The sequence below is a fragment of the Ornithinimicrobium flavum genome, assembly GCF_004526345.1.
Classification (GTDB): domain Bacteria; phylum Actinomycetota; class Actinomycetes; order Actinomycetales; family Dermatophilaceae; genus Ornithinicoccus; species Ornithinicoccus flavus.
On sequence record NZ_CP038213.1, the window covers coordinates 2,724,128 to 2,746,834 of the forward strand.

Sequence of the window (22,707 nt, forward strand, 5' to 3'; positions counted from 1 at the left end):
CCTCGGGCGGGTCGTCCGCCCGCTCGCTGCCGGTGCTCACGGTGCGGGCACCCCCTGGGCGTGGACGAGCTGCTCGCGGACGTCGGGCCACCGGGCGTAGCCCTCCCGACCGGACAGCCGGGCAGCGACGTCGTTGGACAGGGCGTACCAGCCGTCGTGCACGGTCACCTGGGTGGGGTGCTCCCGCAGCGCCCGCACCTGCCGGTCCCGGGCGGCCGGGTCCAGCACCGCGTGGGTGACCAGTGCGTCGTCGACCACGCTCGGGGGGTAGGGCGCGTCCGGCGCAGGGACCGTGGCCACGCCGCCGGCCGGGCCGACCGTGCCGGGGGCCACGTGCTGACGCAGCCAGCTCCGGTCCTCCTCCGCCCAGGAACGCGGGGTGAGGGCGACGAAGAGGGCCGTGCCGCCTCCCAGCAGCTCCACGGCGGCGGCGGTGACCCGGTGGGCCTGCACGTGGTCGGGATGCCCGTAACCACCCCACGGGTCGTAGGTGATCACCACGTCGGGGTCGAGGTCCGCGAGCAGCCCGGCCAGGACGGCCGCGGCCTCCGCCACCGGCGCCGCGGCGAACGCGCGGGGGTGGCCGGCGGCCCGTGACCCGGCCATGCCGCTGTCCCGCCAGCGCGGCACCGTCCCGCCGAGGAAGTGGTGGTGCACGCCGAGCGCGGCGGTCGCCGCGGCCAGCTCACCGCGGCGGTGGCCTGCCAGGGCCTCGGTCCCCTCCAGGTGGGCGAGCCCGGGCGTGATCACCTCGCCCTCCTCCCCCAGCGTGCAGGTGACGACGTGCACCTCGTCGCCGGCCTCGACGTGGTGGGCCAGCGCGACCCCGGTGGCCAGCGTCTCGTCGTCGGGGTGGGCGTGGACGGCGACCAGACGCAGCGGCCGCCGGTCCGGGATCGTCAGGCCGTCGCGCAGGCCGGGCCGCGCCGGGCGCGACCCGGTCCCACTGGACCTGCCCCCGGCGGACCCGGTCACGTCGCGCCCGCGCGCGCTCGTCCCGACCACGCCGCCTACCCCTGGTTCTTGGCCCGCGACGCCGCCCTCGCCCGCAGGTTCTGGTCCAGGATCACCTTGCGCACACGCACCGCCTCGGGGGTGACCTCGACGCACTCGTCCTCGCGGCAGAACTCCAGGCTCTGCTCGAGGGAGAGCAGGCGCGGCGGCACGAGCCGCTCCAGGACGTCGGCCCCGGCGGACCGGACGTTCGTGAGCTTGCGCTCCCGGGTGATGTTGACGTCCATGTCGTCGGCCCGGGAGTTCTCGCCGACGATCATGCCCTCGTAGACCTCGGTCGCGGGCTCCACGAAGAGGGTGCCCCGCTCCTGCAGATTGAACATGGCGTAGGACGTCGCCACCCCGGTGCGGTCGGAGACCAGCGATCCGGACTGCCGGGTGCGGATCTCCCCGAACCACGGGGCGTAGCCGTCGAAGACGTGGTGGGCGATGCCGGTGCCCCGGGTCTCGGTGAGGAACTCGGTCCGGAAGCCGATGAGCCCGCGGGAGGGCACGACATACTCCATCCGCACCCAGCCCGTGCCGTGGTTGGTCATCTGCTCCATGCGGCCCTTGCGGGCGGCCATGAGCTGGGTGATCGTGCCGAGGTGCTCCTCGGGCGCGTCGATCGTCAGCCGCTCGACCGGCTCCTGGACCTTGCCGTCGACCTCCTTGGTGACGACCTGGGGCTTGCCGACGGTGAGCTCAAAGCCCTCGCGCCGCATCTGCTCCACGAGGATGGCCAGCGCCAGCTCGCCACGACCCTGGACCTCCCAGGCGTCGGGACGCTCGGTCGGCAGGACCCGCAACGAGACGTTGCCGACCAGCTCCTTGTCCAGCCGGTCCTTGACCAGCCGGGCCGTGACCTTGGTGCCCTTCGCCCGCCCCGCGAGCGGGCTGGTGTTGGTCCCGATGGTCATCGAGATGGCGGGCTCGTCGACGGTGATGAGGGGCAGCGGCACGGGGGTCTCGGGGTCGGCGAGGGTCTCGCCGATGGTGATCTCGGGGATGCCGGCGATCGCGATGATGTCACCGGGCCCGGCCACCTCGGCCGGCTGGCGCTCCAGCGCCTCGGTCAGCAGCAGCTCGGTGATCTTGACCCGCTGCACCGAGCCGTCACGTCGGCACCACGCCACCTGCTGGCCCTTGCGGATCTCGCCCTCGTGCACCCGGCACAGGGCCAGCCGCCCGAGGAAGGGGCTGGAGTCGAGGTTCGTGACGTGAGCCTGCAGGGGTGCGCCCGGGGTGTAGACGGGTGCGGGCACCGTCTGCAGGATCGTGGCGAAGAGCGGCTCGAGGTCGGGGTGGTCAGGCATCCCCCCGTCGGTCGGGGGGGTCAGGCTGGCGCGGCCGGCCTTGGCCGAGGCGTAGACGACCGGGAAGTCCAGGGCCTCCTCGACCCGCTCGGGGTCGTGGTCGTCCAGCAGGTCCATGAACAGCGCGTAGACCTCGTCCACGACCTCGGCGATCCGGCTGTCGGGACGGTCCACCTTGTTGATGCAGAGCACGACGGGCTTGTGCGCGGCCAGCGCCTTGCGCAGGACGAAGCGGGTCTGCGGGAGCGGACCCTCGGAGGCGTCCACGAGCAGGACCACCCCGTCGACCATGGACAGGCCTCGCTCGACCTCGCCGCCGAAGTCGGCGTGACCGGGGGTGTCGATGATGTTGATCGTCATCCCGTCGGCCGGGGCGTGCGCGCCGGCGTAGTGGATGGCCGTGTTCTTGGCGAGGATCGTGATCCCCTTCTCACGCTCCAGGTCGCCGGAGTCCATGACGCGCTCGACCTCGGTGCCCTCCTTCTGGTGGCCGGCAAAGGCGCCGCCCTGGGTGAGCATGGCGTCGACGAGGGTGGTCTTGCCGTGGTCGACGTGGGCGACGATCGCCACGTTACGGATGTCCTCGCGGCGGGCGGTGGGCACGCCGGAGGCGGTGTCGTTCGAAGGCATAACCTCCAGTGTCGCAGGTGCGGGGCGATGCTCAGGTATGCAGCAGCCCGCGCAGGTGCTCCACGATCGGGAGGTCGGCGCTCAGCCAGGGGACCTCGGACAGCTCCGGTGCCGCCAGCCAGCGCAGCAGGTCGTGGTCCTCCAGGGGCTTCGGCTCCGGCTGCCCGGGCAGGGCGACCGCCCACCACAGGTGCATGACGGCGGCGCCGGACAACGGCCAGGGCCCCCCGACCCGCTCCCCCAGCTCGACCTCGACCCCCAGCTCCTCGCGGACCTCGCGCACGGCCGCCGCCGCCGGCTCCTCCCCCGGCTCGACCTTGCCCCCGGGGAACTCCCAGCCCCCGGCCACCGACGGCGGCTCGGTGCGGCGGGCGGACAGGACCCTGGTGGGGCGGTCGAGGTCGTCGACGAGGGCCACGGCGGCGACGACCACCGGTGCGGGAGGCTGCGGGTGCTGCATGCCCCCATCCTGCCCGGAGAGACGCGTGGACCTCCCTGTCGTCGCAGATCACGGTCCCGTCACGACTTGGCGCGCCCTCTTCCCATCCGGCCCGCCGTGTGGTGGGCTTCCTCCGTGCCGGACCGACCTGCCGTCCGGCGACCACCTGTAGGAGGCACGATGAAGAACCGCAAGGTCGGAGCGCTGGCGACCGCCGCCGCGCTCGCCCTGGTCCTCACGTCCTGCGCCAACTCGGCGCGTGACACGGACGACCCGGCTGAGGCCGACAACGGCGGCGACGCCACCCAGACCGAGGGTGCCGGTGACGAGGCACCCGCCGGCGACGCCACCTTCGTCTTCGGCGCCGCGGGCGCCCCGACGACGTTCGACCCGTTCTACGCCAGTGACGGTGAGACCTTCCGCGTCACCCGCCAGATCTTCCAGAACCTCATCGGCATCGAGGAGGGCGGCACCGAGGCCGTCCCCGAGCTCGCCACCAGCTGGGAGAGCGAGGACGGCCTGACCTGGACCTTCGAGCTCCAGGAGGGCGTCACCTTCCACGACGGCACCCCCATGGACGCCGAGGCCGTGTGCGCCAACTTCGAGCGCTGGGCCGACCAGAACGAGGCGGGCCAGAGCCCGTCCGGCGCCTACTACTACGGCAACGACTTCGGCTTCGGCGAGGACTCGCTCTACGAGTCCTGCGAGGCCACCGACGACCTCACCGCCGAGATCGTCGTCAGCCGCGTGACCGGCAAGTTCCCCATGGTCCTGTCGCAGTCCTCCTACGCGATCCAGTCCCCCACGGCGATGGAGGAGTACGACGCCAACGGCATCGCGCTGGAGGGTGAGGCCTTCGTCTTCCCGGAGTATGCCCAGGAGCACCCCACCGGCACGGGCCCGTTCAAGTTCGAGGCCTACGACAACGCCGGCGGCACCGTGACGCTGACGCGCAACGACGACTTCTGGGGTGACGCCGCGGGCGTGTCCGAGCTGGTCTTCAAGATCATCCCGGACGAGAACGCCCGTCGTCAGGAGCTCGAGGCCGGCACCATCCAGGGCTACGACCTCCCGAACCCCGTCGACTGGCAGGCGCTGGAGGACAACGGCAACCAGGTCCTCATCCGGGACCCGTTCAACATCCTCTACCTGGCGCTCAACCCGGTCGCCGACCCGCAGCTCGAGGATCCGCTGGTGCGCCAGGCGCTCTACCACGCGCTGAACCGCGACCAGTTCGTCTCCACCCAGCTGCCCGAGGGTGCTGAGGTCGCCACCCAGTTCATGCCGAGCACCGTGAGCGGTTACGACGAGTCGATCGAGGCCTACGAGTACGACGTGGACAAGGCGAAGCAGCTGCTGGAGGAGGCCGGCAAGTCCGACCTCACCATCGAGCTGTGGTACCCCTCGGAGGTCACCCGGCCCTACATGCCGGACCCGCAGCGCGTCTACGACGCGGTCAAGGCCGACTGGGAGGCCGCCGGCATCACCGTCGAGACCATCACCCAGCCGTGGGCCGGTGGCTACATCGACAACACGCAGGCCAGCCGCGCCCCGGCCTTCTTCCTGGGCTGGACCGGTGACCTGAACTCCGCGGACAACTTCCTCTGCGCCTTCTTCTGCGGTGACGACAACCAGTTCGGCACCTCGGCCTACGACTGGCACGGCGAGCTGCAGGACGCCATCGCGGCGGCCGACGCCGAGGCCGACGAGGACGCCCGTGAGGAGCTGTACAAGGAGCTCAACGCCAACATCATGAGCCCGGAGTGGCTGCCCGGCCTGCCCATCTCGCACAGCCCGCCGGCGATCGTCGTCGGTCCGAACGTGCAGGGTCTGGTGCAGAGCCCGCTGACGGCGGAGGACTTCTCCACCGTCACCATCTCGGAGTGACCCCCAGGGGCCTCGCCCTCCCCGGCACGTCCGGGGAGGGCGGGGCCCTCTGCCCTGACCTGGAGAGGACCGCGACGTGCTGAGGTTCATCATCCGCCGCTCGCTGCAGGCGCTGCTGGCGCTCTTCGTGCTGAGCGTGCTGCTCTTCGCCTGGCTGCGCTCGCTGCCCGGCGGCACGGTCAGCGCCCTCCTCGGTGAGCGCGCCACCCCCGAGAACGCCGCCCGGCTGCGCCAGCAGCTCGGGCTCGACGACCCGTTGCCGGTGCAGTACTGGCGCTTCCTGCAGCGGGTGCTGCAGGGGGACTTCGGGGTGTCCAACGGCGTCTACCGTGGCGAGCCCGCCCTCGACGTCTTCCTCCAGCGCTTCCCGCCACGGTGGAGCTCAGCCTGGTCGCCATGCTCTTCGCCCTGGTCGTGGCCATCCCGCTGGGGTACATCGCCGCCCGCCGCCGTGGCGGTCCGCTCGACACCGGCAGCGTCATCTTCTCCCTGGTCGGTGTCGCCGTCCCGGTGTTCTTCCTCGCCTACGTGCTGAAGTACATCTTCGCCGTGCAGCTGGGCTGGCTGCCCCCCTCGGGCCGGCAGAGCGTGGGCATCAACGCCACCCACATCACCAACATGTACATCCTGGACGGCCTGCTCACGCGGGAGTGGGACGCCGCCTGGGACGCCTTCAAGCACGTCCTGCTCCCGGCGCTGGCCCTGTCCTCGATCCCGTTCGCGATCATCTTCCGGATCACCCGGGCCGCCGTGATCGACGTCATGGACGAGGACTACGTGCGCACCGCCCGGGCCAAGGGCCTGACGCCCGGCACCATCCGGGTGCGGCACATCATGCGCAACGCGCTCATCCCCGTGGTGACCGTCGTCGGCCTGCAGATCGGCGCCCTCCTGGCGGGAGCGATCCTCACCGAGAAGGTCTTCGCCTTCCAGGGGATCGGGCAGGCGCTGGCGATCGGCTTCGAGCGGCGCGACTACCCCGTCCTCCAGGTCGTCATCCTCATGGCCGCCCTGATCTACATCGTCGTCAACCTGCTGGTCGACATCGCCTACGCGATCATCGACCCGCGCGTCCGGACCCGTTGAGGAGCGCGGCATGACCGACCTGTCACCCGGTGACCACCCGACCACCGACCGTCCCGCCTCCGACCGCCCGCCGACGGAGCGTCCGGGCGACCAGCGGTCCCGGCTGGGAGCCCGGCGCAAGGAGCGCATCGACCGCCTCGCGGAGGCCGGCACCCTCACGGACGAGGAGGGGGTGAGCCTGTGGAAGAGCGCGTGGCGCCGCCTGCGGCGTGACCCCGTCTTCGTTCTCGGCGCGGTCATCATCGCCGCCTTCGTGCTCCTGGCGATCCTCGCCCCGTGGATCGCGCCGCACGACCCGGCCGCCCGCCTGCTCATCGACCAGCGCACGACGTCCAACCCCATACCGGGACCGCAGCCCGGTCATCCGCTGGGGGCCGACGACGCCGGTCGGGACATGCTCTCCCGGCTCATCGTGGGGTCGCGTCAGACCCTCATCGTCGGGGTCGTGGCCACGATGCTGGGGCTCACCGGAGGCGTCGTGCTCGGCACCCTCGCGGGCGGCATCGGCGGGTGGATGGACGCCGTCGTGATGCGCATCGTCGACGTCATGCTCTCGATCCCCTCGCTGCTTCTCGCCTTCTCCCTGGCGGCGCTCTTCGCCCGGCCCAACCAGTGGACGGTGATCATCGCGATCGCGACCATCCAGGTCCCGGTCTTCGCCCGCCTGCTGCGCGGGTCGATGATGGCCCAGCGGCACAGCGACCACGTCCTCGCGGCACGCTCGCTCGGGGTGCGGGCCCCGGCCATCGTCTTCCGCCACATGCTGCCCAACTCCATCGGCCCCGTCATCGTCCAGGGCACGCTGGTCCTGGCCGTGGCGATCATCGACGCGGCCGCGCTGTCCTTCCTGGGCCTGGGCAAGGCGGACGACACCGACCCCGAGTGGGGTCAGATGCTGGGCCGCGCGCAGCAGTACTTCAACACCCACCCCGAGGTCGCCGTCTACCCCGCCCTGTGCATCATCGTGGTCGCCCTCGGCTTCACGCTCATGGGCGAGTCGCTGCGCGAGGCCCTCGATCCCAAGTCCCGCCGCTGAGGAGGCACCAGTGACCGCCCAGCCCACCACCACCACCCCGCACCCCCGGGTCGCGCGAGGGGGAGCCCCTGCTGTCCGTGCGCGACCTCAGCGTGACCTTCGGTCGGGGGCGCACGTCCTTCCGTGCGGTCGACGGGGTCGACTTCGACGTCTACCCCGGGCAGACGGTCGGCCTGGTCGGCGAGTCCGGCTGCGGGAAGTCCGTGACGTCGCTGGCCATCATGGGGCTCCTGCCGGCACGGGGAAACACCGTCGGCGGCAGCGCCACCTTCGCCGGCGAGGACCTGCTCGCGATGTCCGCCGACCAGCTGCGCGACCGTCGGGGCCGCGACCTGGCCATGATCTTCCAGGACCCGCTGTCCTCCCTCAACCCCGTGGTGCCCCTGGGGGTGCAGGTCGCGGAGGTCATCCAGCGGCACAAGGGACGCAACCGCGCGGACGCCCAGCGCGAGGCGGGCATCATGCTGAGGAAGGTGGGGATCCCCGACCCCACCCGCCGTCTCAAGGAGTACCCCCACCAGCTGTCCGGCGGGATGCGCCAGCGCGCGCTCATCGCCATGGCCCTGGCCTGCGAGCCCCGGCTGCTCATCGCCGACGAGCCCACCACCGCGCTCGACGTCACCATCCAGGCCCAGATCCTGGCCCTGCTGCGCGAGCTGGTCCAGGAGTCGGGCACGGCCCTGATCATGATCACGCACGACCTGGGCGTGGTCGCCGGTCTGTGCGACGAGGTCAACGTCCTCTACGCCGGGCGCATCGTGGAGCGGGCGCAGCGGCACGACCTCTTCGCCCGTCCCCGCCACCCGTACACCGGGGGCCTGCTGGCCTCCATCCCCCGGCTGCACGAGGAGCGGGGACGACGGCTCACCCCCGTGCCCGGGTCGGTGTCGGACAACATCCCGTGGAGCGGCGGCTGCGCCTTCGCCCCCCGGTGCGCCTCGGAGATCGCCGTCTGCCGCGAGCGGACGCCCGAGCTGGTGCCGGACGCCGGCACCGCCGACGAGGGCCGCCTGCTGCGCTGCCACAACCCGCTCCCGACCGGGTCGGCCGACCCCGGTCGCGTCGAGGAGGAGACCCCATGAGCACACCGGACCAAACGCCGTCACCGGCCGGGACCGCCGCCACGGCAGCCGGGGGCACCGGCGACGCCGGGGCGGTCACCGACCCGGAGGTGCTGCTGGACGTGCGCGGCCTGAAGGTGCACTTCCCGATCAAGAAGGGGCTGGTCTTCGACCGCACCGTCGGGCACGTCTACGCCGTGGACGGGATGGACCTGCAGATCCGCAGGGGCGAGACGTACGGCCTGGTCGGCGAGTCCGGCTGCGGCAAGTCCACCTTCGGCCGGGCGATCCTGCGCCTGGAGGAGCTGACCGAGGGCCAGGTGGTCTTCGAGGGCACGGACCTGGCCTCGCTCAAGGGCGAGAAGCTGCGGACCCAGCGCCGGCACATGCAGATGGTCTTCCAGGACCCCCTCGGCAGCCTCGACCCGCGGCAGACTGTGGAGCAGCTGCTGCTGGAGGGGATGCGCGCGCACGGCCTCACCAAGGGCGGGGAGGCCCGCGAGCGCCTCACCGACCTGCTGCACGAGGTGGGCCTGCCCCCCTCGGCGCTGAGCAAGTACCCCCACGAGTTCTCGGGAGGGCAGCGCCAGCGCGTGGGCATCGCCCGGGCCCTGTCGGTCGACCCGCAGCTCATCGTCGCGGACGAGCCCGTCAGCGCCCTCGACGTCTCGGTCCAGGCGCAGGTGATCAACCTGCTGGCCGACCTGCAGAAGGAGCTCGGCCTCACCTATCTCATCATCGCGCACGACCTGGCCGTGGTGCGCCACATCAGCGACCGGGTGGGCGTCATGTACCTCGGGTCGCTGGTCGAGGAGTCGGACGCGGACGACCTCTACGAGTCGCCGCTGCACCCCTACACCCGCGCGCTGCTGTCCGCGGTGCCGGTGCCGGACCCCGAGATCGAGGACACGCGTGAGCAGATCCTGCTCGTCGGCGACCTGCCCTCGCCCGCGAACCCGCCGTCGGGGTGCCGGTTCCACACCCGCTGCCCCTGGCGGCAGGAGACCCGCTGCGACACCGAGCGGCCGCAGCTGCGCACCGTGGCCGTCGAGGGGGTCCCCGCCAGCCACCGGGTGGCCTGCCACTGGGCCGAGCAGATCGCCAGCGGTGAGCTCCGGCCGCACAGCGTCTCGGTGACCGACGTCACGGACCCCTCCGCGACCGCGCACGACGAGGACGCCTCCCTGGGGGCGAAGGACGTCGCCTACCCCGGCGTCGGCGACGGGGCGTGAGCACGACCGTCCTCGTCCTGCAGCACGAGCGGGACTGCCCTCCGGCGATGATCGTCCCCTGGCTCGCCGCGGCCGGCCTCAGGTGCGAGGTGCGGGCCGCCGACGAGGGCGCGGCGGTGCCGTCGGAGCTCGGCGAGCACGCGGGTCTCCTCGTCCTGGGAGGCCGCATGGGCGCCGGTGACGACCACGCCCACCCCCACCTCATCTCGACCAAGCAGCTCCTCGTGAGCACGGTGGGTCAGGGTCGGCCCGTCCTGGGCGTCTGCCTCGGCCACCAGCTCACCGCGGTGGCGCTCGGCGGGGAGGTGAGGCGCAACCCGCGGGGCCGGACGGTGGGCCTGCAGCCCTGGGCCCCGACCCACGAGGGGAGGTCGGACCCGCTGACCGGCGCCCTGGCGGCCGGCACCCCGGTCCTGCACTGGAACGACGACGTCGTGACCCGGCTGCCTCCCGGTGCCGTCCCGCTCGGCCGGTCCCGGGACGGCGACGTGCAGGCGGCCCGGTTCGGGCCGCGGGCCTGGGGCGTGCAGTTCCACCCCGAGGTCACCCCCGCCGTCGTGGAGCAATGGCGCGACGACCGGGAGCCCGAGCGCGAGCAGGCGGCCCTCACGGCGGTGCAGGAGCGACAGGCGGAGCTGCACCGCGCCTGGGAGCAGCTCCTCGGCCGCTTCGCGCAGGTCGTGCTCGCCGGCTGAGCGACGCCTCCGGACCTCAGCCCACGCGCGCCACGATCACCGGGCAGGGAGCCGAGCGCATGAGCCGCTGGCTCACCGACCCGAGCAGCCGGCCCTGCACGCCGCCGAGCCCACGGCTCCCGACGACGATCGCGTCCCAGTCGGCCGCCGCCTGCTTGACGGTGGGCACGATCGGGCCGCGCCGCACCTCGACGCTCACCTCCACCTCGGGGTGATGCTCGCGGGCCTGCGCCAGGGTGGCCTCCACCATGGCCGTCCGCTCCGCCTCGAGCCGGGCCCACTCGGGGCTGTCCGGCTCAGTCACGACATACCCGCCGACCATCTCGAGGTACCACGTGGTCAGGGCCGTCACCGAGGAGTCGGTCAGCGCGGCGTAGGCGAACGCCGCCCGCGCCGCCCGCGCGCTGTCGGCGCTGCCGTCCACGGCGACCCCGACCCGGCCGTGCGTCAGCGACGACAGGTCGACGCCCGGGTTGATCACCGCGACCGGCGTCCGCGAGTGGGCCGCCACCCCGAGGGAGGTGCTCCCGAGGATGAACTCCTCGAGCGCCCCCTTGCGACCGGTGCCCACGACCAGCAGCGCGGCCTCCTCCTGGTGGTCCAGGAGGGCGTTGACCGGAGACCCGCGCCGGGTCTCCACGCGGGCCGCGATGCCGAGCTCGGCCGCCAGCTGCCCGACGTGCTGCCGGAGCCCGGCGACGGTCTCCTCCTCGGCCTCGAGCACCGCGCTGACCGCGACGATCTCGGCCCCGGCCATCCTGGCCGCGACCGACTCCGGGTCGCTGGCGTGGACAACGACCAGCTCGGCCCCGGTGCGGGCGGCCATCCGCGCGGCCCAGGTCAGCGGCAGATCCCCCGCGCCGGGCCCGGCCACTCCCACGACGATCGGACGCTCCAGCCTGTGCGACACCGCCATCACCTCCATGTGCGCGGAACCGTGGGTCCAGTCTATCGACCCCGCTCCGTAGACTGGGGGGCGCCCTGACCGAGACCAGACCGGGAGACCTCACCAGATGTCCACCATCATCTACACCCGCACCGACGAGGCGCCGCTGCTGGCGACCTACTCGCTCAAGCCGATCATCGAGGCCTTCGCGGGCGCGGCCGGCATCGAGGTGGAGACCCGCGACATCTCTCTGGCCGGGCGGATCCTGGCGCAGTTCCCCGACCGGCTCACCGCCGAGCAGCGGCAGGGCGACGCCCTCGCCGAGCTGGGTGAGCTGGCGACCACCCCCGAGGCCAACATCATCAAGCTGCCCAACATCTCGGCCTCGACCCCTCAGCTGCGCGCGGCGATCACCGAGCTCCAGGGGCAGGGTTACGACGTGCCCGACTACCCGGAGGACCCCCGCACCGAGGAGGAGCACGCCATCCGGGCGGCCTACGACAAGGTGAAGGGGTCGGCGGTCAACCCGGTCCTGCGGGAGGGCAACTCCGACCGCCGCGCCCCCGACGCGGTGAAGAACTACGCCCGCTCGCGGCCGCACTCGATGGGTGCCTGGAGCGCCGACTCGCGCACGCGGGTGGCAACCATGGACGAGGGCGACTTCGCCCACAACGAGCAGTCCGTGGTCCTCGACGCCCCCGACACCCTCACCATCCAGCACGTGGGCCCCGACGGTGAGGTCACGGTGCTCAAGGAGGGGCTGGCGGTCACGGCCGGCGAGGTCGTCGACGCGACCTTCATGGACGTCCGGGCGCTGCGGTCCTTCCTCACCGAGCAGGTGGGTGCCGCCGCCGCGGAGGACGTCCTCTACTCGCTGCACCTCAAGGCCACGATGATGAAGGTCTCCGACCCCATCATCTTCGGGCACGCGGTGGAGACCTTCTTCGCCGACGTCTTCGCCGAGCACGGCGAGCTGCTGGCCTCCGCCGGGCTCTCCTCCCGCGACGGGCTGGGAGGGATCCTGGCCGGCCTGGACGCCCTGGGTGAGCGGGCCGAGGACGTGCGGGGCGCCTTCGAGGCCCGGCTGGCCGAGCTGCCGCGGCTGTCGATGGTGAACTCCGACAAGGGCATCACCAACCTGCACGTGCCCAGCGACGTCATCGTGGACGCGTCCATGCCGGCCATGATCCGCAACGGCGGCAAGCTCTGGGGCCCGAGCGGGGAGGAGGACGACACCCTCGCCGTCATCCCGGACTCGTCGTACGCCGGGATCTACCAGGTCGTCATCGACGACTGCAAGGCCCACGGGGCCTACGACCCGACGACGATGGGGTCGGTGCCCAACGTGGGCCTGATGGCCCAGAAGGCCGAGGAGTACGGCTCCCACGACAAGACGTTCGAGATCGCCGCCGACGGCGCGGTCCAGGTCCTGAGCTCCTCCGGCGAGGTCCTCCTGGACCACCAGGTCGCGGCCGGGGACATCTGGCGGGCCTGCCAGACCAAGGACGAGCCGATCCGCGACTGGGTCAAGCTGGCCGTGACCCGGGCCCGGGCCACCGGTGACCCCGCGATCTTCTGGCTCGACGAGGCACGGGCCCACGACGCCAACCTCATCGCCAAGGTGCGGACCTACCTGCAGGACCACGACACCGAGGGGCTGGACCTGCAGATCCTCTCCCCCGTCGAGGCCACGCGCGTCTCGGTCGACCGGCTGCGCCGGGGCGAGAACACCATCTCGGTCACCGGCAACGTGCTGCGCGACTACAACACCGACCTCTTCCCGATCCTCGAGCTGGGCACGAGCGCCAAGATGCTCTCGGTCGTCCCGCTCATGAACGGCGGCGGCCTGTTCGAGACCGGCGCCGGGGGGTCGGCCCCCAAGCACGTCCAGCAGCTCCAGGCCGAGAACTACCTGCGCTGGGACTCCCTGGGCGAGTTCCTGGCACTCGCCGAGTCCCTGCGTCACCTGGCCGCCCGCGACGACAACCCGCGGGCCGGGGTCCTGGGGGACGCCCTGGACCGGGCGACCGAGAGGGTGCTCACCGAGGGTCGGTCCCCCGCCCGCCGGCTGGGTCAGATCGACAACCGCGGCAGCCACTTCTACCTCGCCCTCTACTGGGCCCAGGAGCTCGCCGGGCAGAGCGAGGACGCCGAGCTCGCCGAGCGGTTCGCGCCGGTCGCGGCCCAGCTGGGCGAGCAGGAGGAGCAGATCGCCTCCGAGCTGCTCGGCGTCCAGGGCAGCCCGGTCGACCTCGGCGGCTACTACCACCCGGACGACGCCAGGGCCGCCGCCGCCATGCGCCCCTCGGCCACCTTCAACGCGGTCATCGACGCGTTGCGTGGCTGACCAGCTCCCCGAGCAGGAGCGGCGGGGCGGGCCCGACCGGGTCCGCCCCGCCGCGTCCGACTCGCCGGAGGGGTCCCCGCGCTACGTGGCGCCCCCGCTCCTCGCCGCCGCGGCGATCGTGCTCCTCTCGGTCAACCTGCGGCCGGGCGCCTCCTCGGTGGGCCCGGTGCTGGAGGAGCTGCGCTCCTCCCTGGGCATGGGCGGGACCGTCGCCGGGCTGATGACCGCCCTCCCGGGGCTCTGCTTCGGCGCGATCGGGCTGCTGGCGGTCGGGCTGGCCCGCCGCATCGGCGTCACCACCGGCATCTTCCTCGGCATCGTGGCGGTCGCCGGAGGGCTGCTGGGGCGGGTGCTCACCGGCTCGGTCCCCGTCTTCCTGGCCATGACCGCGCTCGCCCTCGGGGGCATGGCCGTCTGCAACGTGCTCACCCCCGCCTGGATCAAGCGGCACAGCTCGGACGGCGGCGTGGTCCTGATGACCATCTACGGCGCCGGCCTCACCCTGGGCGGGGCCCTGGGGTCTCTGCTCGCCGCGCCGATCGCCTCCGCCTACGCCGCCACGTGGGGCTGGCGTGCCGCCCTCGGGGTATGGGGTGCCGTCGCCGTCCTCGCCCTCCTGCCCTGGCTCCCGGCCCTGGTGGGAGAGCGCCGGGCACGGCGTGGCCGGCTGCCCCTCCCCCGGGCGCGGCAGGCGCACATCTCCACCTCACCCACCGCGCTGGCCCTGACGCTGCTCTTCGGGATCCAGGCCATGAACGCCTACGTGCAGTTCGGCTGGCTGCCCCAGATCTACCGGGACGCGGGGCTGTCGGCCGTGCACGCGGGGGCCCTCATCGCCCTGCTCACCACCCTCGGGATCCTCGGTGGCCTCCTCATGCCCACCGTGATCGCGCGGTCTCGCACCCTCACGCCGTGGATGCTCGCCATGGGTGCCCTGTGCGTGGCCGGGTACGCCGGCCTCCTCCTGGCCCCGGCCACGGTCCCCTGGCTCTGGGCCGTCCTGCTCGGACTGGCGGGCTTCGCCTTCCCGACCACCATCGCGCTGATCACGGCGCGCACCCGGGACCCGCAGGTCACGGCCCGCCTGTCCGGGTTCGTCCAGCCGGTCGGTTACGTCCTGGCCGCCGTCGGGCCCATGGCGGTGGGCATGATCCACGGCGCCACGGGCGACTGGACCCTGGTCCTGCTCCTCCTCATGGCCAGCGGGGTCGCGCTGGGTCTGGCCGGCCTGCGGGTGGCCCGCCCGGTCTACGTCGACGACGAGCTGGCCGCCTGAGCGTCAGCGGACTCAGACGTCCCGGCGGGTGCGGGTCGTGACCCGGGACCGGACGACCAGGGCGATGACGACCAGCAGCAGGGCGTAGATGACCACCGCGATGGGGCTCTGCACGAAGACCGACCAGTCGCCACCGGAGCCGAGCAGCGCGTCGCGCATCGAGGTCTCCGCCAGGGGACCCAGCACCATACCGATCATCAAGGGGGCCAGCGGCACACCGTGGCGGCGCATGAGGAAGCCCGCCACCCCGATGGCCAGGAGGAGCAGCAGGTCGAAGCGCGCGCCCGAGGTGGCGTAGACGCCCAGCCCGCAGAAGACGGTGATGCCGGCGTAGAGGTAGGGCGCCGGGATGAGGATGAGCTTGGCCCACAGCTGGGCGAACGGCAGGTTGATCACGAGCAGCACCACCAGCGCCACGAAGAAGCTGGCGATGAGGCTCCAGACCAGGTCCGGGGCCCGGTCGAACAGGAGCGGTCCCGGCTGGAGGCCGTACTGCCGGAACGCCCCGAGCATGATGGCCGCGGTCGCCGAGACGGGCAGCCCGAGGGCGAGCAGGGCGCCCATGGCCGTCCCGGTCGTGGCGTTGCCGGCTGCCTCCGGGGCTGCCAGCCCCCGGATGGCGCCCTGACCGAACTGCGGCCGGGCGCGTCGGCGGTCCAGACGTCTCTCGAGGTCGTAGGCCATGAAGGTCGGGACCTCCGACCCACCGACCGGGATGACGCCGAAGGGCAGCCCGATCCCTGTGCCGCGCAGCCACGCCGGAGCCGCCTCACGCACCTCGGCCGCCGACAGGAACGGCCGGCCGGAGACCCGGAACTGCTTGGCCTCGGGGTCACGACGGATCCGCGAGGCGACGTGGAAGACCTCACCGAGGGCCAGCACCGCGACCGTCACGGTGACGATGGAGATGCCGTCGAACAGGGCCGGGACCCCCGCGGTGTACCGCTCGGTGCCGGTGAAGGCATCGATGCCGATCACCGCGATCATCAGCCCGAGCACGAGGGACCCCAGGCCCTTCAGCACCGAGTCGGCCACGATCGAGGACGTCGCGACGAAGGCGAACAGGGAGAGCGCCATGAACTCGGCCGGTCCGAAGTTCGCCGACCAGCTCGCCAGCTGGGGCGCCAGGAAGACCACGACCACCGAGGCGGTGAGACCGCCGATGAAGGCACCGATGGCTGCGGTCGCCAGCGCCTGCGGGGCCCGTCCGTCCCGGGCCATCGCATGGCCCTCGAAGGTGGAGGCGATGGCCGAGGCCTGGCCGGGGGTGTTCATGAGGATGGCCATGGTCGAGTCCCCGAAGAGGCCACCGAAGTAGACCCCGGCGAACATGATGAAGGCGGCCGTGGGGTCGAGGGCGAAGGTCATCGGCAGCAGGAGGGCCACCGCCATGGACGAGCCGAGGCCCGGGAGCACCCCGACGGCGGTGCCGAGCAGGCACCCCGCGACCACGAAGATGAGGTTGGTGAGGGTCAGCGCCTGGGCGAAGCCCTGCCCGAGCAGACCGAGGGAGTCCATCTGCTCACCACCCGCCCAGCACACCGGAGGGCAGCGGCAGGCTGAGCCCCACGGCGAAGATGAGGTAGACCGCGCTGGACACCAGCAGCGCGGCGCTGACATCCAGCAACGGCCTTCGGCTGCCCATCCCCCGGGCGACGCCCCAGAACAGGAGAGCCCCGGCGAGGATCCAACCCAGCGGCTGCAGGAGCAGGGCGAAGGCCAGGAAGCCCCCCACGCACCAGGCGATGCTTACCCAGTCGGTGAACCAGGCGTAGGACCGCTCCGAGTGCTGCTCAGGGTGCTCCGGGTGGCGCAGGTAGTGCCGGACCAGGAGGAGGGACAGCACGTAGCCGGCCACGGCGAGCAGCCCAGGGTAGAAGCGGGGGCCCGGGAAGTCCGCGCCCTCGGGCACCTCCATCCGCAGGTTGCCCACGAGGATCCAGGTCGAGGCCGCGGCGAGGAGCAGGGGGAAGAGCAACCCACTGCGCCCGGCGAGGGCGTCACCGCGGGGCGGGGAGAGGTCGGTGTGGGTGCTCATCCCAGGAGCTCCACGAGCTCGGCGATCTGGACCTGCTGCTCGGCGAACCACGCGTCGAAGTCGGGTCCGGTGAGGAAGACGTCGGACCACCTGTTGCGCTGGATCGCGTCCTGCCACTCGGGGGTCTGCGTGGCCTCCGTGAGCAGCTCGACCAGGTCCGTCTTCTCCTCCCCGGTGATGCCCGCGGGTGCGGCCACCACCCGGAAGTTGGCGAGCGTCACCTCATACCCCTGCTCGGTGAGGGTCGGTATGTCGACGCCGTCCAGCGGGGCGGGCGCCGCCAGGCCGAGGGCCCGCAGGCGACCGGCCTCGATCTGGTCGGAGACGTCCATGTAGCCGGAGGTGGCGGCCTGGGCGGTGTCGGTGACCAGGGCCTGCACCGCCTCACCCCCGCCCGACTTGGGGATGTAGGTCAGGTCGGAGGGCTCGATGCCCGCCTCGATGGCCAGGGCCGTCATGACCAGCTGGTCGAAGGTGCCACCCCCGGTCCACGCGATGCCCCCGGGATCGGCCCGCCAGGCCTCGACGAGCTCCTCCAGGGTCTCGTAGGGCGAGTCGGCCGGGACCACCACCACGTCGTACTCCTCCACGACGCGCCCGAGCATCGTCACGTCGTCGTGGGTGACGGGGGAGCCCGTCTGCTCCACGCCGGCGACCAGCCCGGCCCCGCTCACCATCATGACGTTCGCCTGGCCGTCCATCGTCGACAGCCTCCCCAGACCGATGGTGCCGGCCGCGCCGGGGATGTTGACGACCTGGACGTTCCCCACCAGGCTGTTCGTGCGCATGGCCTGCTGCTGCTCGCGCATGAACGTGTCCCACCCTCCCCCGGCGCCGGCCGGCGCGGTCAGGGTCATCGAGGAACGGACGTCCGTGCCCTGGTCACCCCGGGCCACCGACTGCCAGACCGCGGTCCCGATGACGAGGGCGGCGACAACGGTGTAGACGATCAGCCCGATCCCCCGTCGGTCGCGGCCCGGTGTCGGACGTGCTGGGGTGGCGCTCATGACCCTCCTCCCGGCGCGCCCGGCACACGGCGCCCCGTGAGCGGGGAGTCTAGTCACGTCCAGGCCGGGGGGATAGGGTTTCCGCCACAGGAGAGGAGGGCCCCATGACGATCCTGCTGGCAGGAGCCTCGAGCGAGGAGGGGGCCGCAGCCGCCCGCGTCGCCGGCCAGGAGGCCAGGCTGCGTGGCGATGACGTCCTGGTCTTCCACCTGGAGGACGGGGTGCCCGAGGACCATCCGGACCTGCAGGGGCTGCAGGTGCGGCACGCACGCCCGGACGCCCGGGCCCGCGACGTCGTGGGCGAGCTCATCGACGCCGCCAACTCCGGTGACATCAGCCTGGTGGTCGTGGGGCTGCGGCGGCGATCCCCCGTCGGCAAGCTGCTGCTCGGCAGCGCGGCCCAGACCGTCCTGCTGGAGGCGCTCCCGCCCGTGCTGGCCGTCAAGCCCGCCGGGTGACCGACCGCCCGCAGCTCCTGGTCGTCCTCAGACGTTGAAGCGGAACTCCACGACGTCGCCGTCGTTCATGACGTAGTCCTTGCCCTCGATCCGGACCCGCCCGGCCTCCTTGGCCCGGGCCATCGACCCGGCCGCGTCCAGGTCGGCGAAGGAGACGACCTCGGCCTTGATGAAGCCTCGCTCGAAGTCGGTGTGGATGACGCCCGCGGCCTGCGGGGCGGTCCAGCCCTTGCGGATCGTCCAGGCCCGCGACTCCTTGGGGCCGGCCGTGAGGTACGTCTGCAGGCCCAGGGTGTCGAAGCCGACCCGGGCCAGCTGGTCCAGGCCGGGCTCCTCCACGCCCACCGACTCCAGGAGCTCCCGGGCCTCCTCGTCGTCGAGCTCGGCGAGGTCGGACTCCAGCTTGGCGTTGAGGTAGATCGCCTCGGCGGGCGCCACGAGCTCCGCCAGCTCGGCGTGGAGGGCCTCGTCGGTGAGTCCGTCCTCGTCCAGGTTGAAGACGTAGAGGAAGGGCTTGGTGGTGAGCAGCCCGAGCGACCGTGCGATGGCGAGGTCCACACCGGCCGCCTCGCCCGCCGCATACAGGGTGTCCCCGGTCTCGAGGACCTTCTGGGCCGCCCGCGCGGTGTCCAGGACCTCCTGGTCGGCCCGCTTGCCCTTGACCTCCTTCTCCAGGCGCGGGACGGCGTTCTCCAGCGTCTGCAGGTCGGCCAGCACCAGCTCGGTGTTGATCGTCTCGATGTCGTCGCGCGGGCTGACCCTGCCGTCGACGTGGACGACGTCGTCGTCGCGGAAGGCGCGCACCACCTGGCAGATGGCGTCGGCCTCGCGGATGTTGGCCAGGAACTTGTTGCCCAGCCCCTCCCCCTCGCTGGCGCCGCGGACGATGCCGGCGATGTCGACGAAGCTCACGGTCGCGGGCAGGATCCGGGCGGAGCCGTGGATCTCGGCCAGCCGTGCCAGCCGGTCGTCCTTGAGCGGGACGACACCGATGTTGGGCTCGATCGTCGCGAAGGGGTAGTTCGCGGCGAGCACGGAGTTCTTGGTCAGGGCGTTGAAGAGGGTCGACTTGCCGACGTTGGGCAGGCCGACGATACCGATGGTGAGTGCCACAAGAAGGGGAGTCTAGCCCGGGTATGCCGTGCCGCCGGCCCTCCGCCGGGCGGGGGCCGGTGGCCGCCCCGGCTCAGAAGCTGCCGAGGACGGAGCCGAGGACGACGACCGTCACCAGCGCGGCGACGGGGATGACCACGGCGACCATGCCGACGTCCTTGTAGGACTGGCGGTGCGTCAGCCCACAGATGGCCAGCAGGGTGATGACGGCCCCGTTGTGCGGGAGGGCGTCCATGCCGCCCGAGGCGAGGGCGGTGACCCGGTGCATGAGCTCCAGGTCGATGCCGGCGGTGGCGGCCTGCGCGACGAAGTCGTCGCCGAGCGCCTCGAGGGCGATGCTCATCCCGCCCGACGCCGAGCCGGTGATGCCGGCCAGCACGCTGACCGCGACGGCGATGTTGGCCACCGGGTTGTCCGTGGCACCCATGATGAAGTCGCGCACCAGGACGAAGGCCGCGAGCGAGGCGATGACCGCGCCGTAGCCGACCTCGCTGGCCGTGTTCATGATCGGCAGGAAGGAGGCGGTCGTCCCCTTGTTGAAGGTCTTCTTGGGACTGGCGAGGCGACGTCGGTTGAGCACGAAGACCAGGACGACCGCGCTCGCCAGCGCCACGATGAGGCCCCAGTTGCCGACGACCTCGGACAGCTCCACGCCGCCGAACTGCTCCTCGGCGAGGTAGGAGGTGTCGATGTTGGGGAAGACCAGGCGCAGCAGGGCGAGGTTGCCGAGGATGACGACGGCCACCGGCAGCAGCGCCACCCACAGCGGGGGCAGGTCCCGCTCCTCCTCGGCGACCGCGACCCCGCCCTCCTGCTGGGTCGCGACGGTGCCGTCGGGGGTGCCGGTGCTCGTCGAGCCGGCGTCGGCCCGCCGCGGCCCGTCGTCCTCGCCGAGGTCGATGGTCAGCGCCGCCGGGTCGGCCCCCTCACGCATGAGGGGCCCGTCGTCATACCCCTCCCCCGCCGCGCGGGCCTGCCGGGCGCGGAAGGACAGCCAGGCGACGCCGCCGCCGAACATGATGAGCGCGGCGATGACCCCCAGGCCCGGTGCGGCGAAGCCGTCGGTGCCGAAGTAGGGGTTGGGGATGGCGTTCTGGATGGCCGGCGTGCCGGGCAGCGCCGTCATGGTGAAGGTGAACGCACCCAGGGCGATCGCCCCGGGGATGAGCCGCTTGGGCACGTCCGCCTCCCGGAAGAGCGCGGCGGCGATGGGGAACATCGCGAAGGCGACGACGAAGAGCGAGACCCCGCCGTAGGTGAAGATGCCGCAGGCGAGCACCACCGCGAGGATCGCGCGGGCACCGCCGACCTTGTCGACGACCCAGCGGGCGATCCGCAGGGCCGAGCCCGAGTCCGCTATGACCTTGCCGAAGAGCGCGCCCAGCAGGAAGAGGGGGGAACCGGATGACGTGGTTGCCCAGCGCCGGCATGAAGACCTGGGTGTAGGTCGCCAGCACCGGCGCCCCGGCGAAGAGGACGGCCACGGTGGCCATGATCGGGGCCAGGACGATGACGTTGAACCCTCGGTAGGCGAGGAGGATGAGCAGGGCCAGGGACAGCAGGATCCCGACGAGACCGATCATCGGAGCATTGCTTCCAGGTGGGGCAGGAGCTGGTCGACGCCGCGGCGGAGCATCACGATCGTGTAGTGGTTGACGTCCGGGACGTGCACCAGGCGCAGCTGGGGCAGCTGCGCCGCCCACCGGTCGACCGCGGACTCAGGGTAGAGGGGAGGAACCTCGTCCATCAGCCCCCGTGGGGCGACGAACCAGGTGGCCGGGTGACGCAGGTGGTCCAGGGCGTGCACGACCGAGCTCCCGTCGACGAGCTCGCGGATGTCCTCCTCCAGCGCCCGCACCCGGGTGGAGGGGTGCATGGCCCCGGCGTTCCCGACCAGGTCGTAGTCCACGTAGGCCCCGGTCAGGTCGGTCCACTCCGGCCCCAGGGCGGGGTGCTGCGCCCAGAAGTCCCGGTATGCCGCCCGGTCGGGGAAGGTCATGCGCAGCCGCTCCGCGGCCGGGCCCAGCACCGCCATCGACATCGCCTCCGGCTCCACGCCCGGGGGCGGGACGAGCGGCATACCCCCGTCGACCAGGGCCAGGGCGGTGACCAGGTCGGGGTGGCGGTCGGCCAGGACCAGGCTCACGAAGGCGCCCATGGAGTGACCGACGACGCCGACCCGTCCCAGGTCCAGGGCCTCGACGACGGCGGCGACGTCGTCCGCGTGCGTCGGCATGCCGTAGGGCCCGGGCAGGTCCCGGGACCGGCCCCGACCGCGAAGGTCGGGGGCCACCAGCCGCACGTGGGGCAGGGCCGCGGCCAGCTCGGCCCAGCTGACGTGGGAGGCCGTGATCCCGTGGATCAGCACCAGCGAGGGCACGGGCCCGGGCGCGGGCGCGGCAGGCTCCCACACGCCGACGTGCAGGTCTCCCCCGCGGACGGGCACCTCCACCGAGCGGTAGCGCGGCCCCAGGACGGCCGAGACGGACTCCGGCAGGGTCGTGGTGGTGCTCACTGGGCGGTCCACCCGCCGTCCATGGTGTAGGACGCCCCCGTGACCATCCCCGCCTCCTCCGAGACCAGGAACGCCACCAGCGCCGCCACCTCCTCCGGCTCGATCAACCGCCGCACCGCCGCCTTCGTCAGCATGATCTTCTCCAGCACCTCATCAGCCCCGATCCCGTGCGACCGCGCCTGATCCGCCACCTGCGCCTCCACCAACGGCGTCCGCACATACCCCGGGTTCACACAGTTGCTCGTCACCCCCCGCCCCGCACCCTCCAGCGCCACCACCTTCGACAACCCCTCCAACCCGTGCTTGGCCGACACGTACGCCGACTTGAACGCCGAGGCCCGCAACCCGTGCGCCGAGCTCACGTTCACCCCCCGACCCACCCCTGCGCATACATGTGCGGAACGCCGCCCGCACCAGCAGGAACGGCGCCTCCAGCATCAACCGGTGGATCAACCGGAAGTCCTCTGGGTCGAACTCCTCCACCGGCGCCACCCGCTGCACCCCCGCGTTGTTCACCAGCACGTCACACTCCAGCCGCACCTCCTCCAACGCCGCCGTGTCCGACAGGTCCACCACCCACGTGCTGCCTCCCACCGCCGCAGCCACCCGCTCCGCCGCCTCACCGTCCCGGTCCGCCACCACGACACTCATCCCGTCGGCAGCCAGACGCCGCGCGACGGCGGCACCGATGC

General features: G+C 72.4%; 18 protein-coding genes and 2 pseudogenes. 9 read left to right on the forward strand and 11 right to left on the reverse strand.

Annotated elements, in window-relative coordinates:
- Positions 1 to 36 precede the first annotated feature (36 nt).
- The 3 genes from mshB to E3Z34_RS12805 are packed head-to-tail and all read right to left on the reverse strand — an operon-like array spanning position 37 to position 3,399.
- Positions 37 to 1,005: an N-acetyl-1-D-myo-inositol-2-amino-2-deoxy-alpha-D-glucopyranoside deacetylase gene (gene mshB, locus E3Z34_RS12795; RefSeq protein ID WP_238695163.1), complete on the reverse strand. Its 969-nt coding sequence runs from the start codon at positions 1,003 to 1,005 to the stop codon at positions 37 to 39.
- Between the two features lie 5 nt (positions 1,006 to 1,010).
- Positions 1,011 to 2,939 (reverse strand): translational GTPase TypA, encoded by a 1,929-nt coding sequence (gene typA / locus E3Z34_RS12800; RefSeq protein WP_134773917.1) that lies wholly within the window; start codon positions 2,937 to 2,939, stop codon positions 1,011 to 1,013.
- 31 nt (positions 2,940 to 2,970) lie between these two features.
- A complete protein-coding gene (locus E3Z34_RS12805; protein ID WP_134773918.1) occupies positions 2,971 to 3,399 on the reverse strand; it encodes a (deoxy)nucleoside triphosphate pyrophosphohydrolase in 429 nt (142 codons plus the stop codon).
- A gap of 159 nt (positions 3,400 to 3,558) precedes the next feature.
- Between E3Z34_RS12805 and E3Z34_RS12810 the strand changes: the two genes are divergently transcribed.
- The 6 genes and pseudogenes from E3Z34_RS12810 (at position 3,559) to E3Z34_RS12835 (ending at position 10,375) form a co-directional block, all read left to right on the forward strand.
- Positions 3,559 to 5,265: an ABC transporter substrate-binding protein gene (locus E3Z34_RS12810; RefSeq protein WP_134773919.1), complete on the forward strand. Its 1,707-nt coding sequence runs from the start codon at positions 3,559 to 3,561 to the stop codon at positions 5,263 to 5,265.
- A gap of 76 nt (positions 5,266 to 5,341) precedes the next feature.
- Positions 5,342 to 6,351 (forward strand): annotated as a pseudogene (locus E3Z34_RS12815) (ABC transporter permease).
- A 10-nt stretch (positions 6,352 to 6,361) separates the two neighbouring features.
- Positions 6,362 to 7,387, forward strand: a complete 1,026-nt coding sequence (locus tag E3Z34_RS12820; protein WP_134773920.1) for an ABC transporter permease — start codon at positions 6,362 to 6,364, stop codon at positions 7,385 to 7,387.
- A gap of 71 nt (positions 7,388 to 7,458) precedes the next feature.
- Complete coding sequence (locus E3Z34_RS12825) at positions 7,459 to 8,469, forward strand: ABC transporter ATP-binding protein (RefSeq protein ID WP_476703880.1); 1,011 nt, start codon at positions 7,459 to 7,461, stop codon at positions 8,467 to 8,469.
- The gene (locus E3Z34_RS12830) at positions 8,466 to 9,680 is read left to right on the forward strand and encodes an ABC transporter ATP-binding protein (protein WP_134773922.1); all 1,215 of its coding nucleotides are present in this window, start codon (positions 8,466 to 8,468) and stop codon (positions 9,678 to 9,680) included. The genes E3Z34_RS12825 and E3Z34_RS12830 overlap by 4 nt, the downstream gene beginning before the upstream one ends.
- The gene (locus E3Z34_RS12835; RefSeq protein ID WP_134773923.1) at positions 9,677 to 10,375 is read left to right on the forward strand and encodes a type 1 glutamine amidotransferase; all 699 of its coding nucleotides are present in this window, start codon (positions 9,677 to 9,679) and stop codon (positions 10,373 to 10,375) included. Before E3Z34_RS12830 ends, E3Z34_RS12835 begins: the two co-directional genes overlap by 4 nt.
- Before the next feature lie 16 nt (positions 10,376 to 10,391).
- On the opposite strand, the gene E3Z34_RS12840 is transcribed toward E3Z34_RS12835, so the two are convergent.
- The gene (locus E3Z34_RS12840) at positions 10,392 to 11,285 is read right to left on the reverse strand and encodes a universal stress protein (RefSeq protein ID WP_158288682.1); all 894 of its coding nucleotides are present in this window, start codon (positions 11,283 to 11,285) and stop codon (positions 10,392 to 10,394) included.
- Positions 11,286 to 11,388: 103 nt separating this feature from the next.
- Between E3Z34_RS12840 and E3Z34_RS12845 the strand changes: the two genes are divergently transcribed.
- Both E3Z34_RS12845 and E3Z34_RS12850 read left to right on the forward strand, forming a co-directional pair.
- Positions 11,389 to 13,608: an NADP-dependent isocitrate dehydrogenase gene (locus E3Z34_RS12845; RefSeq protein ID WP_134773925.1), complete on the forward strand. Its 2,220-nt coding sequence runs from the start codon at positions 11,389 to 11,391 to the stop codon at positions 13,606 to 13,608.
- The gene (locus tag E3Z34_RS12850; RefSeq protein WP_238695165.1) at positions 13,601 to 14,884 is read left to right on the forward strand and encodes an MFS transporter; all 1,284 of its coding nucleotides are present in this window, start codon (positions 13,601 to 13,603) and stop codon (positions 14,882 to 14,884) included. The genes E3Z34_RS12845 and E3Z34_RS12850 overlap by 8 nt, the downstream gene beginning before the upstream one ends.
- Positions 14,885 to 14,896: 12 nt before the next feature.
- On the opposite strand, the gene E3Z34_RS12855 is transcribed toward E3Z34_RS12850, so the two are convergent.
- From E3Z34_RS12855 to E3Z34_RS12865, 3 genes are read right to left on the reverse strand one after another with little or no spacing between them, the layout of a single operon-like run.
- The gene (locus tag E3Z34_RS12855; RefSeq protein WP_134773926.1) at positions 14,897 to 16,402 is read right to left on the reverse strand and encodes a tripartite tricarboxylate transporter permease; all 1,506 of its coding nucleotides are present in this window, start codon (positions 16,400 to 16,402) and stop codon (positions 14,897 to 14,899) included.
- Positions 16,403 to 16,406: 4 nt separating this feature from the next.
- A complete protein-coding gene (locus tag E3Z34_RS12860; protein WP_134773927.1) occupies positions 16,407 to 16,922 on the reverse strand; it encodes a tripartite tricarboxylate transporter TctB family protein in 516 nt (171 codons plus the stop codon).
- Positions 16,919 to 17,929 (reverse strand): tripartite tricarboxylate transporter substrate binding protein, encoded by a 1,011-nt coding sequence (locus tag E3Z34_RS12865; protein ID WP_170213015.1) that lies wholly within the window; start codon positions 17,927 to 17,929, stop codon positions 16,919 to 16,921. The genes E3Z34_RS12860 and E3Z34_RS12865 overlap by 4 nt, the downstream gene beginning before the upstream one ends.
- A gap of 104 nt (positions 17,930 to 18,033) precedes the next feature.
- On the opposite strand from E3Z34_RS12865, the gene E3Z34_RS12870 reads away from it, so the two are divergent.
- Positions 18,034 to 18,387, forward strand: coding sequence for a universal stress protein (locus E3Z34_RS12870; protein WP_134773928.1), 354 nt, complete (start codon positions 18,034 to 18,036; stop codon positions 18,385 to 18,387).
- Positions 18,388 to 18,414: 27 nt separating this feature from the next.
- Here E3Z34_RS12870 and ychF read toward each other — a convergent pair whose 3' ends face one another.
- From ychF to E3Z34_RS12890, 4 genes and pseudogenes are all read right to left on the reverse strand, one after another.
- Entirely contained in the window at positions 18,415 to 19,500 is a 1,086-nt protein-coding gene (gene ychF, locus E3Z34_RS12875; RefSeq protein WP_134773929.1) for a redox-regulated ATPase YchF, read from the reverse strand.
- A gap of 73 nt (positions 19,501 to 19,573) precedes the next feature.
- Positions 19,574 to 20,887, reverse strand: coding sequence for a GntP family permease (locus E3Z34_RS12880; protein ID WP_338043812.1), 1,314 nt, complete (start codon positions 20,885 to 20,887; stop codon positions 19,574 to 19,576).
- A 192-nt stretch (positions 20,888 to 21,079) separates the two neighbouring features.
- Positions 21,080 to 22,015: an alpha/beta hydrolase gene (locus E3Z34_RS12885; protein WP_238695166.1), complete on the reverse strand. Its 936-nt coding sequence runs from the start codon at positions 22,013 to 22,015 to the stop codon at positions 21,080 to 21,082.
- Positions 22,012 to 22,666, reverse strand: a pseudogene (locus E3Z34_RS12890) (SDR family oxidoreductase). Before E3Z34_RS12890 ends, E3Z34_RS12885 begins: the two are co-directional and overlap by 4 nt.
- Between the last annotated feature and the right edge of the window lie 41 nt (positions 22,667 to 22,707).